The following is a 12,188-nucleotide window of genomic DNA, read 5'->3' on the forward strand; positions in this document are numbered from 1 at the left end:
ATGTGTTGTTATGTTCTGCCCAGCACGTCGGCGGCGTCGCGGGCGACAAAGTGGCCCGGCCCAACTTGCTGCAATGGCGGGCTGGCGATCTCCTCGCCCCGCTTATAGATATTGCCCGGGACGTCATCAGACAGCAGGACCCGCTGCGGATGACGGTAGGCCGGGTCGGCCACCGGTACGGCAGCCATGAGCTTACGGGTATAGGGGTGCTGCGGGTTTTCAAACACTGCGCGGCGCGGGCCGATTTCGACTATCCGGCCGCGATACATCACCGCCACGCGGTGGCTGATGCGCTCCACCACCGCCATATCATGGGAAATAAACAGAAACGCGATGCCCATCTCGCGCTGCAGGTCGAGCATCAGATTGATAATCTGCGCACGAATGGAGACATCCAGGGCCGACACCGACTCATCGGCAATCACCACCTTCGGATTCAGCGCCAGCGCGCGGGCAATGCAGATCCGCTGCCGCTGGCCGCCGGAAAAGGCGTGGGGGTAGCGCCAGGCATGCTCCGGCTGCAGCCCCACGCGCTTCAGCAGCCAGGCGACCCGCTCGCGCGCCGCCTCCCTGTCCAGCAGGCCATGCACCCGCAGCGGCTCCATAATCGAATCGCCGACCGTCTGGCGCGGATCGAGCGAGGCGTAAGGATCCTGAAAAATAAACTGAATATTGCGCCGCAGGGACTGCAGCTTGCTGCCGGAGAGGGTATCGATCCGCTGACCGTCGAAGGTAATGGTGCCGCCCTGGGTCTCAACCAGCCTCAGCAGCGCCCGGCCGGTGGTCGACTTGCCGCAGCCGGACTCCCCCACCAGAGAGAGGGTCTCTCCCGGCCAGAGATCAAAACTCACCTTCTCCACCGCATGCACTTCGCGCGTCACGCGATTGAGCAGCCCGCCGCGCACCGGGAAACGGGCCACCAGATCGCGCACCTGCAGAATCGGCTCCCCCGCCACCACCGTGTCTGGCGTTTCTGTCTCCGCCAGCGGCTGCCCCGGCAGCGGAAAGCGGCGCGGCAGATCCCGACCGCGCATCTCCCCCAGCCGGGGGACCGCCGCCAGCAGCGACTGCGTATAAGGGTGCTGCGGTGAACGGAAAATCTCCTCGACGCTGCCGGTCTCCACCGCCTCGCCGCGATACATGACCAGCACCCGATCGGCGATATCGGCCACCACCCCCATGTCATGGGTGATAAAGATTACCCCCATCGCCATCTCCTTTTGCAGGACGGCGATAAGTTGCAAAATTTGCGCCTGAATAGTGACATCCAGCGCCGTGGTCGGCTCGTCGGCAATCAGCACCGCCGGCCGACAGGAGAGCGCCATGGCGATCATCACCCGCTGGCGCATGCCGCCGGAGAGCTGGTGCGGATAGCGTGAGAGCATCTCTTCCGCCTGGGGAATACGCACCTGGTCGAGCATCTTTTTTGCCGCGCGCAGCGCCTCTTCGCGCCCCAGCCCCTGGTGCAGACGCAGGGATTCGGCGATCTGCTCGCCGATGGTGAACACCGGGTTCAGCGAAGTCATCGGCTCCTGAAATATCATCGCCAGGTCCGCGCCGCGTACCCGGCGCATTTCGGCCTCCGATTGCTCATTGAGCGCGATCACCTGCCGGTTGCGCCGTCGCAGCCACAGCCCCTCGCTGCTCACCTCGCTGCTGGCGGCGTCAAGCAGACGCATCAGCGCCAGAGCGGTGACCGATTTTCCCGAACCAGACTCCCCGACAATCGCCAGCGTCTCGCCGCGGCGAAGGCTGAAGGAAAGCTGACGCACGGCCTGCACCTCTGGCGCATCCTGCTGGCGAAACGCCACGTTCAGGTTGCGCACCACCAGTACTTCGCAGGTATCCGTTTCGTGAGTTTGCGGCACTCTCCCTCTCCCTTGTTCTATTCGCGATAAATGCCAATGGTCGGCGTATCGCCGGCATAGCACCAGGCGCGGTACATGCCTTCGCTGTTAAACGGTAAAACGACGTTGCCTTCGCGATCGACGGCAATCAGTCCGCCGCTGCCGCCGAGGGCCGGCAGCTTCTCCATCACCACCCGCTCGCAGGCAGAATAGAGACTGAGCTGACCGTACTCCATCAGGGCGGCGATATCGTAGGCCGCCAGAGTACGCATAAAGACTTCGCCGGTGCCGGTGCAGGAGACCGCCACGCTGGCGTTGTTGGCGTAGCACCCCGCGCCCGGCAGCGGGCTGTCGCCAACGCGTCCGGGCAGTTTGTTGGTCATGCCGCCGGTGGAGGTCGCCGCCGCCAGATTGCCGGCCAGATCGAGCGCCACCGCCCCGACGGTGCCCATTTTCTGGCGTTCGTCGAGCGGAGCGGCATGGTGGTCAAGGATGATCTCCCCACCCGCTTTCGCCTCCTGCAGCTGCAGCAGGCGCTCGGGGGTGGAAAAGAGATCGTTATCGACGCGCGCCATTCCGTGGGAGAAGGCGAAATTTTCCGCCCCCTCGCCGATCAGCAGCACGTGCGGGCTCTTCTCCAGCACCAGACGCGCCGCCAGCACCGGATTACGTAAATGTTTGACCCCGGCCACCGCCCCCGCCTGCAGGCTGTAGCCGTCCATCACGCAGGCGTCCAGTTCGTGGGTTTGATCGTGGGTAAATACCGAGCCGATCCCGGCGTTAAACAGCGGACACTCCTCCAGCAGACGGACGGCCTCGGTCACGGCATCCAGCGCACTGGCGCCCGCAGCCAACATTTTCTGTCCGCTTTCGACGATAGCCGACAGCGCCGCCACGTACTCCCGCTCCCGCTCCGGCGTCATCTGCGCGCGAGAAATCGCCCCTGCGCCGCCGTGAATTGCTATAACCGCCTTGCCCATTTCGCCAGTCCTTAACGATGAAGTGGATAGCCCCCGCCCTGTCGTAGCGCGTCGCGGCGCCGGTCACGTCAGGAATAAGGGTATTGATATCATTATATTGCTGAATGTCTTATACAATTTTTGAATATAGAAAGAGCGGCGGGCGATGTAAAGCCTCGTACCCAGGTGGCATACAGCCCGCGCCGCTTTTCTGCCATAATAGGCGTTTTCGCCGTTTTGCCCGCAGGAGTGACCCATGGATTTTACCGCCGGACTGATGCCGCTCGACACAGCCCTCACCCAGATGCTCGATCGTATTACGCCGCTGAGCGCCACGGAAACTGTACCGCTGTTGCAGGCCTTCGCGCGCGTTACCGCCCATGACATTATCTCCCCGCTGGATGTCCCCGGCTTTGATAACGCGGCGATGGATGGCTATGCCGTCCGGTTGAGCGACCTTCGCGACGGCGCGGCCCTGCCGGTCGCCGGGAAGGCCTTCGCCGGCCAGCCGTTTCACGACGCCTGGCCCACCGGCACCTGTATCCGCATTATGACCGGCGCGCCGGTGCCTGCAGGCTGCGACGCGGTAGTCATGCAGGAAGAGACTGAACAGACCGACGCCGGCGTGCGCTTTACCGCGCCGGTGAAAGCCGGGCAGCATATTCGCCGCCGCGGAGAAGATATCGCCCATGGCGCGGTGGTCTTCCCGGCGGGAACGCCGCTGACGGTAGCCGAGCTGCCGGTGCTGGCCTCGCTGGGCATTGCCGACGTCGAGGTGGTGCGCAAGGTTCGCGTCGCGGTCTTCTCGACCGGCGATGAGCTGCAGCTGCCGGGTCAACCGCTCGGCGACGGCCAGATTTACGATACCAACCGCCTGGCGGTGCATCTGATGCTCGAACAGCTGGGCTGCGAGGTCATTAACCTCGGCATTATTCCTGACGATCCGGCGCAACTGCGTGAGGCCTTTATCGCCGCCGACCAGCAGGCCGACGTGGTCATCAGCTCCGGGGGCGTCTCGGTGGGCGAAGCCGACTACACCAAAACCATTCTTGAAGAGCTGGGGGAGATCGGCTTCTGGAAGCTGGCGATCAAGCCGGGCAAACCCTTCGCCTTCGGCAAGCTCAGCAGCAGCTGGTTCTGCGGCCTGCCGGGCAACCCGGTTTCCGCCACCGTCACCTTCTGTCAGCTGGTGCAGCCGCTGCTGGCGAAGCTCTCGGGCAAGTACGGCCCGCTTCAGGCAACTCGCCTGCGGGTACGCGCCGCCACACGACTGAAAAAGTCGCCGGGCCGCCTCGATTTTCAACGCGGTATTCTGCAGCGCAACCCGGACGGCGAGCTGGTGGTGACCACCACCGGCCATCAGGGCTCGCACATATTTAGTTCCTTCAGCCTCGGCAACTGCTTTATCGTGCTGGAGCGCGAGCGCGGCCACGTTGAAGCGGGCGAATGGGTCGAGGTCGAACCGTTCAGCCATCTGTTTGGGGGGCTGTAATGGCCGTGGAGCTGAGCGATGAAGAGATGCTGCGCTATAACCGGCAGATTGTTTTGCGCGGTTTTGATTTTGACGGCCAGGAGCGGCTAAAGGCCGCTCGGGTGCTGGTGGTCGGCCTCGGCGGGCTTGGCTGCGCCGCCGCGCAGTATCTGGCCGCCGCCGGGGTGGGGCAGCTCACCCTGCTCGATTTCGACACCGTCTCGCTCTCCAATCTGCAGCGCCAGACGCTGCACAGCGATGCCACCCTCGGCCAGCCTAAGGTGGATTCCGCCCGCGAGGCGCTGGCGCGCATTAATCCGCACGTTCATCTGGTGCCGCTCAATGCCTTACTGGATGAACCGGCGCTGGCGGCGCAGATTGCCGGGCACGATCTGGTGCTCGACTGCACCGACAACGTCGCCATCCGTAACCAGCTCAACGCCGGCTGCTTCCGCCACCAAACCCCGCTGGTTTCCGGGGCGGCGATCCGCATGGAGGGGCAGATCAGCGTCTTCACCTATCAGCAGGGCGAACCCTGCTACCGCTGCCTGAGCCGCCTGTTTGGCGAAAATGCCCTCACCTGCGTCGAAGCCGGCGTGATGGCCCCGCTGGTGGGCACTATCGGTTCCCTGCAGGCGATGGAGGCCATTAAGCTGCTGACCGGCTACGGCACGCCCGCCAGCGGAAAAATCGTGATGTACGACGCCATGACCTGCCAGTTTCGTGAAATGAAGCTGATGCGCCACCCGCAGTGCGAGGTATGCGGTACGCGCTAACGTTCAACCACCGGCGAGGATCGTCGCCGGTGAGGTTGTGACCTCTGCCGTTATTCTATCCCCTGGCGATTATCTCCATCCCGCTTGTTGATTTGCATCAATATAACTTTCATTCGAAGGTGTTTTTATATTCATACGCAAACTAGAGGGTAAGCCATGATCTTCAATATCCAGCGCTATTCCACCCATGACGGCCCAGGGATCCGCACCGTCGTCTTCCTGAAAGGCTGCTCGCTGGGCTGCCGCTGGTGCCAGAATCCGGAGAGCCGCGCCCGCAGCGAAGACCTGCTGTATGACCCGCGCCTGTGCCTTGCCGGCTGCGAGCTGTGCCAGCCGGCGGCGCCGGCGGTTATCACCCGCACCCTCGATGGCCTGATCATTCACCGGCAACACGTTAACGACAGCCATATCGCCGCGCTGCGCGACTGCTGCCCCACCACCGCGCTCACGGTGTGCGGCGAAGAGAAGAGCGTCGAGGAGATCATGGCGACGGTGCTGCGTGATAAACCCTTTTACGATCGCAGTGGCGGCGGCATCACCCTTTCCGGCGGCGAACCCTTTATGAATCCGGACCTGGCGCGGGCGCTGTTCGAGGCCAGCCATCAGGCAGGGATCCATACTGCTGTGGAAACCTGCCTGCACGTCCCCTGGAAATACATTGAACCGGCTTTACCCTTCGTCGACCTGTTTCTCGCCGACCTGAAGCATGTCGACGAGGCCGTTTTCCGGCAGTGGACCGATGGTAGCGCCCGCCGGGTGCTGGACAACCTGCAGCGTCTGGCGCAGGCGGGGAAAAACATGATCATTCGCGTGCCGTTAATCCAGGGATTCAACGCCAGCGAAGCCGACATCACCGCCATCACTGATTTTGCCGCCGACCGCCTGCGGGTCAGCGAAATCCATTTCCTGCCCTACCACACGCTGGGAATGAATAAATACCAGTTACTCAGTCAGCCCTACACCGCACCGGATAAACCGCTGGATGCTCCCGAGCTGCTCGCCTTTGCGCAGGATTATGCGCGGAGCAAGGGGCTAACGGCGATCTTACGAGGATAACCTTATGACGACTCTGAAACTCAACACCCTCAGCGCCCGCATCCAGGCCCATAAAATGGCGCTGGTGCATATTGTCAAGCCACCGGTCTGTACCGAACGCGCCCGCCACTACACCGAGATGTATCAGCAGCATCTTGATAAGCCAATCCCGGTGCGTCGTGCCCTGGCGCTGGCGCATCACCTTGCCGAGCGCACCATCTGGATCAAGCACGATGAGCTGATCGTCGGCAACCAGGCCAGCGAAGTGCGCGCCGCGCCGATCTTCCCGGAATACACCGTCAGCTGGATCGAGAAAGAGATCGACGATCTTGCCGACCGCCCCGGCGCCGGCTTCGCGGTCAGCGAAGAGAACAAGCGCGTGCTGCATGAAGTGTGCCCGTGGTGGCGCGGCCAGACCGTACAGGACCGCTGCTACGGCATGTTTACCGATGAGCAGAAAGCGCTGCTCGCCACCGGCATTATTAAGGCAGAGGGCAATATGACCTCCGGCGACGCCCACCTGGCGGTCAACTACCCGCTGCTGCTGGAGAAAGGCCTGGACGGCCTGCGTGCAAAAGTCGCCGAACGCCGGTCGCGCATCAATCTGACGGTGCTGGAAGACCTGCACGGCGAACAATTCCTGAAAGCGATTGATATTGTGCTGGCGGCGGTCAGCGACCACAGCAAACGCTTCGCCGCGCTGGCGCGCGAGATGGCGACGGCAGAATCCCGTGACGCACGCCGCGAGGAGCTGCTGACGATTGCCGAAAACTGCGACATCATCGCCCATGAGCCGCCGAAGACCTTCTGGCAGGCGCTGCAGCTGTGCTACTTCATTCAGCTGATCCTGCAGATTGAATCCAATGGCCACTCGGTCTCGTTTGGCCGCATGGACCAGTACCTCTATCCGTACTACCGCCGCGACGTTGAGCTGCAGCAATCGTTGGATCGCGAACAGGCCATTGAGCTGCTGCACAGCTGCTGGCTGAAGCTGCTGGAGGTTAACAAGATCCGCTCCGGCTCGCACTCCAAGGCCTCGGCCGGCAGCCCGCTGTATCAGAACGTCACCATCGGCGGCCAGAACCTGGTGGATGGCCAGCCGCAGGACGCGGTCAACCCGCTGTCGTATGCCATCCTGGAATCCTGCGGTCGTCTGCGTTCCACCCAGCCGAACCTCAGCGTGCGCTACCACGCCGGAATGAGCAACGATTTCCTCGACGCCTGCGTCCAGGTGATCCGTTGCGGCTTCGGTATGCCAGCGTTTAATAACGACGAAATCGTGATCCCGGAATTTATCAAGCTGGGTATTGAGCCGCAGGACGCCTACGATTATGCGGCCATCGGCTGTATCGAAACCGCGGTCGGCGGCAAATGGGGCTATCGCTGCACCGGCATGAGCTTTATCAACTTCGCGCGGGTGATGCTGGCGACGCTGGAAGGCGGCCGCGATGCCACCAGCGGCCAGGTGTTTCTGCCGCAGGAGCACGCCCTGTCGAAAGGCAACTTCGCTAACTTCGACGAGGTGCTGGCCGACTGGGACCGCCAGATCCGCTACTACACCCGTAAGTCGATTGAGATTGAGTACGTGGTCGATACCATGCTGGAAGAGAACGTCCACGATATTCTCTGTTCGGCGCTGGTGGACGACTGCATCGAACGGGCGAAGAGTATCAAGCAAGGCGGCGCGAAATATGACTGGGTGTCCGGTCTGCAGGTGGGCATCGCCAACCTCGGCAACAGCCTGGCGGCGGTGAAAAAGCTGGTCTTCGATCAGGGCGTTATCGGCCAGCAGGAGCTGGCGAAGGCGCTGGCGGAAGATTTCGACGGCCTGACCCACGAGCAGCTGCGCCAGCGGTTGATCAACGGCGCGCCGAAGTACGGTAACGATGATGACAGCGTGGACACGTTGCTGGCGCGGGCCTACCAGACCTATATCGACGAGCTGAAGCAGTATCACAACCCGCGCTATGGCCGCGGCCCGATCGGCGGCAACTATTACGCCGGCACGTCGTCTATCTCCGCCAACGTGCCGTTCGGCGCGCAGACCATGGCGACGCCGGATGGCCGTAAAGCGCACACCCCGCTGGCGGAAGGGGCCAGCCCGGCCTCCGGAACCGACCATCTGGGGCCGACGGCGGTCATCAGTTCGGTGGGTAAACTGCCCACCGGGGCGATCCTCGGCGGCGTGCTGCTTAACCAGAAGCTGAATCCGTCCACCCTGGAGAACGAGTCCGATAAGCAGAAGCTGATGGTGCTGCTGCGCACCTTCTTCGAGGTGCATAAAGGCTGGCATATCCAGTACAACATTGTCTCGCGCGACACGCTGCTGGAGGCGAAGAAACACCCCGACCAGTACCGCGATTTGGTGGTGCGCGTCGCCGGGTACTCGGCGTTCTTTACCGCCCTGTCGCCGGATACCCAGGACGATATCATCGCCCGTACCGAGCATACGCTCTAACCCCTCAGGCCCGCTGGCGCGACGCTTAGCGGGCCTTCCCTGTCCTGCAGGCCGGGAAAGGCAACGCCGCCTCCCGGCATTTTCTGAATGCATGAACTTTCATTCGAAATAAATTTGTGCTCCCCATCACATTGTAATTAGAATGTTACTGGTCGAAGTTAAGCCAGGAGCACCCCCTTATGACCGTTAAAGTTATCGTCACCGATATGGACGGAACTTTTCTCAATGACGCCAAAACCTACGATCGCGCACGGTTTCTGGCGCAATTCGCCCAGCTGCAGCAGCGCGGCATTGAATTCGTTGTCGCCAGCGGCAACCAGTACTATCAGCTGATCTCCTTCTTCCCGGAGATCCGCGAGCAGATCTCGTTCGTCGCCGAAAACGGCGCGCTGGTCTTTGCGCATGGTAAGCAGCTGTTCCACGGCGAACTGACCCGCCACGAATCGCAGGTGGTGATTGGCGAACTACTCAAAGATCCGCAGCTAAACTTCGTTGCCTGCGGCCTGCAGAGCGCTTACGTCAGCGATAACGCCCCGGATGCCTTCGTCGACCTGATGTCAAAGCACTACCACCGTCTGCAGCGGGTAAGCGACTATCACGCCATCGACGATACGCTGTTCAAATTCTCTCTGAACCTGCCGGACAGTGAGATCCCGCAGCTGATCGATAAACTGCACGTGTCGCTCGAGGGCATTATGAAGCCGGTCACCAGCGGCTTTGGCTTTGTCGATCTGATTATTCCCGGCCTGCATAAAGCCAACGGCATCAGCCGCCTGCTCAAGCGCTGGAACCTGTCGCCGCAGCAGTGCGTGGCCATCGGCGACAGCGGCAACGACGCCGAAATGCTGAAGCTGGTGAAATACGCTTTCGCCATGGGTAACGCCGCCGACAGCATTAAGGCTATCGCCGGATACGCGACCGACGATAATAACCATGACGGCGCGCTGAACGTCATTCAGGCCGTCCTCGATAACAGCGCTCCCTTCAACGATTGACCTCTCTCCGGGGCTGCGCGCCCCGGCTTGTCCATTTTGTGCGCCGCAGCAAGATTTTAAACTTGCATTAACTCCATTTTAACTTAAATTAACGTTTGTAAGATTTAATACTTTCGAATGAAAGATACAGCGAGGTTATTATGGCTGCTCTCCCGACCCACGAAACACTCCCCGCCGACCACAAAGCGGCGATTCGCCAGATGAAGCAGGCGCTGCGGGCGCAAATCGGCGACGTCCAGGCGGTGTTCGATAAGCTCTCAGCGCGCATCAGCGAGCGCCTGCAGGAAATTGAGACGCTGAAAGCCGCAGGCCAGGAGGTCTGGCCAACCATTCCGTTCCGCGATATCGCCGAGGGAACCGTGAGCGATGCCCAGCGCGCGGCCATTAAGCGTCGGGGCTGCGCGGTGATCAAAGGCCACTTTCCGCGCGAACAGGCGCTGGCCTGGGATACCGCGATGCTGGAATATCTGGATCTGAACCATTTCGACGAGGTCTACAAAGGGCCAGGCGACAGCTTCTTCGGTACGCTGGAGGCTTCGCGGCCGGAAATCTATCCCATCTACTGGTCGCCCTCGCAAATGCAGGCCCGCCAGAGCGATGAAATGGCCGCGGCGCAGTCCTTCCTCAACCGCCTGTGGCGCTTTGAGCAGGACGGCAAGCGCTGGTTCGATCCGGACGTCAGCGTCATTTACCCTGACCGCATTCGCCGCCGTCCGCCGGGAACCACCTCGAAGGGGCTGGGCGCGCATACCGATTCCGGTGCGCTGGAGCGCTGGCTGCTCCCCGCCTACCAGCAGGTCTTCGCCAACGTGTTTAACGGTCATGTCGACGCTTACGATCCGTGGGACGCCGCGCACCGTACGGAAGTGGAAGAGTACACCGTCGACAACACCACCAAATGCTCAGTGTTCCGCACTTTCCAGGGCTGGACCGCGCTGTCGGACATGATCCCGGGTCAGGGGCTACTGCACGTGGTGCCGATCCCCGAGGCGATGGCTTATGTTCTGCTGCGCCCACTGCTTGACGATGTGCCGGAAGATGAGCTGTGCGGCGTCGCGCCGGGCAGAGTACTGCCGATCTCTGAGCAGTGGCACCCGCTGCTGATCAAAGCCCTCAGTTCGATTCCGGCGCTGAACGCTGGCGATTCCGTCTGGTGGCACTGCGACGTCATTCACTCGGTGGCGCCGGTGGAAAATCAGCAGGGCTGGGGCAATGTGATGTACATTCCGGCAGCGCCGATGTGCGAAAAGAACCTCGCCTACGCGCAGAAAGTGAAAATTGCTCTGGAAAAAGGGGCCTCGCCGGGGGATTTCCCGCGCGAGGACTATGAGGCCAGCTGGCAGGGGCGCTTCACTCTGGAAGATCTGAACATCCACGGCAAGCGGGCGCTGGGTATCCCGGTTTAATCGTCATACAGCCCCTGCGGCTCCACGGCGGTATGGCCTTTGCCCGGCCGGATCCGCCGTACCGAATCGCGCACCACCAGCGTGCCGTGCAGCAGCAGCGAACCGTGCGGCGCCTCCGGGCGCAGCAGGCGCTGCTGCAGGAGATGCACCGCCTCGCTGCCCAGTTCATCCCGCGGCACATGCACCGCGGTCAGCGGCACCTCCTGGATCGCCGCCAGATTAAACCCGTCGATGCTCATCACCGAGACATCCTGCGGCACCCGCAGGCCGCGCTTTTGCAATGCGCTGACCGTGCCGGCGGCCATGAAATCGCCGCCCACCAGGAAGGCGGTGGGCAACGGCCTGCCCTGTAAGCCATCAAGCCAGGCCCCCACCTGCTCTTCGGTCTCTCTGGCGCTAAAGTTGGCGACGCTGATGAGATCCCGGCTGGCGGTAAAGCGCAAATTGCGCGCGCGCCACGCCTCCTCGATCCCCCCCAGCCGCAGCTCCATGGTATAGCGGCGCAAACACATGACGTTCATCACCACCCGATGCCCCATATCAAACAGATAGCGGGCGGCGCACTGGCCAATCAAACGATGATCGGGGGCAATGGACGGCAACCGCATCCCTTCATCCCGACAGTTGATCAAGACGCAGGGTTTACCCAGATCCGCCGCCAGGCCATGAATATGCGGATCGTCGATCCCCAGCAGCACCGCGGCCTGGGTTTCCGCTTCGTTCATGCGGGCAAGAAACAGATTGGCGTCGCTGTCGTTTTCGTCCAGCGCGCAGTAGCGCAGGCGCACTTCATGCGCCGCCAGCGCGTTATTGATGCTCTGAATCACCCGGTAGTAGAAGATATCCGACCGCTCATCGAAGGCGCGCTGCGGGGCAAACACCAGCAGATTATTGAGCAGCAGACGCCCGGCGGCCAGCCCCTGCATGACCCCCAGCTCGCGGGCGCACTCCAGCACCGCCCGGCGCGCCTTGTCGCTGGTATTCGCCTTTCCGGCCAGGACGCGCGAAACGGTACTGGCCGACAGCCCAGTGCGGGCAGCGATTTCGGCGACGCGCAGCTTTTTATCCATTTTGTGATCCAGCTCCGATTGGAAAATGAAAGAATTTTCATAATCGCCAAAGCGCTCCCTGTAAGCAAATGACAGCGCAAAATTTGAGATCCCGGTCATTTCATGAAAAAACTTGCATAAATAGCACTTTGCCCGCCGTTTTTTCTCCCTTAGCCTGAATTGGTCCAACAT

At 61.8% G+C, this 12,188-nt stretch carries 9 protein-coding genes; 6 read left to right on the forward strand and 3 right to left on the reverse strand.

The genetic code is table 11. From position 1 onward, the window contains the following. Positions 1-8 precede the first annotated feature (8 nt). Both gsiA and iaaA read right to left on the reverse strand, forming a co-directional pair. Positions 9-1,868 carry a glutathione ABC transporter ATP-binding protein GsiA gene (gene gsiA / locus GT756_RS04130; RefSeq protein WP_017900145.1) on the reverse strand — a complete coding sequence of 620 codons (1,860 nt, stop codon included), beginning with the start codon at positions 1,866-1,868 and terminating at the stop codon, positions 9-11. Between the two features lie 17 nt (positions 1,869-1,885). Next, positions 1,886-2,827, reverse strand: a complete 942-nt coding sequence (gene iaaA / locus GT756_RS04135) for a beta-aspartyl-peptidase (RefSeq protein ID WP_023320035.1) — start codon at positions 2,825-2,827, stop codon at positions 1,886-1,888. Positions 2,828-3,062: 235 nt separating this feature from the next. On the opposite strand from iaaA, the gene moeA reads away from it, so the two are divergent. The 6 genes from moeA to GT756_RS04165 all read left to right on the forward strand — a co-directional run bounded on the left by moeA (position 3,063) and on the right by GT756_RS04165 (position 10,947). Continuing rightward, positions 3,063-4,298 carry a molybdopterin molybdotransferase MoeA gene (gene moeA / locus GT756_RS04140; RefSeq protein ID WP_017900147.1) on the forward strand — a complete coding sequence of 412 codons (1,236 nt, stop codon included), beginning with the start codon at positions 3,063-3,065 and terminating at the stop codon, positions 4,296-4,298. Next, positions 4,298-5,053 (forward strand): molybdopterin-synthase adenylyltransferase MoeB, encoded by a 756-nt coding sequence (moeB, locus tag GT756_RS04145; RefSeq protein ID WP_032455761.1) that lies wholly within the window; start codon positions 4,298-4,300, stop codon positions 5,051-5,053. Before moeA ends, moeB begins: the two co-directional genes overlap by 1 nt. A 156-nt stretch (positions 5,054-5,209) precedes the next feature. Continuing rightward, positions 5,210-6,109, forward strand: a complete 900-nt coding sequence (locus GT756_RS04150) for a glycyl-radical enzyme activating protein (protein WP_160124565.1) — start codon at positions 5,210-5,212, stop codon at positions 6,107-6,109. Between the two features lie 4 nt (positions 6,110-6,113). Then, positions 6,114-8,546 (forward strand): formate C-acetyltransferase/glycerol dehydratase family glycyl radical enzyme, encoded by a 2,433-nt coding sequence (locus tag GT756_RS04155; RefSeq protein ID WP_004886253.1) that lies wholly within the window; start codon positions 6,114-6,116, stop codon positions 8,544-8,546. Positions 8,547-8,725: 179 nt separating this feature from the next. Next, entirely contained in the window at positions 8,726-9,541 is an 816-nt protein-coding gene (locus tag GT756_RS04160; protein ID WP_049092576.1) for a Cof-type HAD-IIB family hydrolase, read from the forward strand. Between the two features lie 140 nt (positions 9,542-9,681). Then, positions 9,682-10,947, forward strand: coding sequence for a DUF1479 domain-containing protein (locus GT756_RS04165; RefSeq protein ID WP_017900150.1), 1,266 nt, complete (start codon positions 9,682-9,684; stop codon positions 10,945-10,947). Here the strand turns inward: GT756_RS04165 and GT756_RS04170 are convergent. Next, entirely contained in the window at positions 10,944-12,017 is a 1,074-nt protein-coding gene (locus GT756_RS04170; RefSeq protein WP_004886244.1) for a LacI family DNA-binding transcriptional regulator, read from the reverse strand. The two genes, GT756_RS04165 and GT756_RS04170, sit on opposite strands and share 4 nt — an antisense overlap. Positions 12,018-12,188 lie beyond the last annotated feature (171 nt).

The sequence above is a fragment of the Klebsiella sp. Q2 genome, assembly GCF_009900705.1.
Taxonomy (GTDB): Bacteria; Pseudomonadota; Gammaproteobacteria; order Enterobacterales; family Enterobacteriaceae; genus Klebsiella; species Klebsiella quasipneumoniae.

Bases quoted from the DNA above. Each gene is read 5' to 3' on its own strand.
- iaaA (WP_023320035.1), bottom strand. From the start codon at position 2,827: ATGGGCAAGGCGGTTATAGCAATTCACGGCGGCGCAGGGGCGATTTCT.
- moeA (WP_017900147.1), top strand. From the start codon at position 3,063: ATGGATTTTACCGCCGGACTGATGCCGCTCGACACAGCCCTCACCCAG.
- moeB (WP_032455761.1), top strand. From the start codon at position 4,298: ATGGCCGTGGAGCTGAGCGATGAAGAGATGCTGCGCTATAACCGGCAG.
- GT756_RS04150 (WP_160124565.1), top strand. From the start codon at position 5,210: ATGATCTTCAATATCCAGCGCTATTCCACCCATGACGGCCCAGGGATC.
- GT756_RS04155 (WP_004886253.1), top strand. From the start codon at position 6,114: ATGACGACTCTGAAACTCAACACCCTCAGCGCCCGCATCCAGGCCCAT.
- GT756_RS04160 (WP_049092576.1), top strand. From the start codon at position 8,726: ATGACCGTTAAAGTTATCGTCACCGATATGGACGGAACTTTTCTCAAT.
- GT756_RS04165 (WP_017900150.1), top strand. From the start codon at position 9,682: ATGGCTGCTCTCCCGACCCACGAAACACTCCCCGCCGACCACAAAGCG.
- GT756_RS04170 (WP_004886244.1), bottom strand. From the start codon at position 12,017: ATGGATAAAAAGCTGCGCGTCGCCGAAATCGCTGCCCGCACTGGGCTG.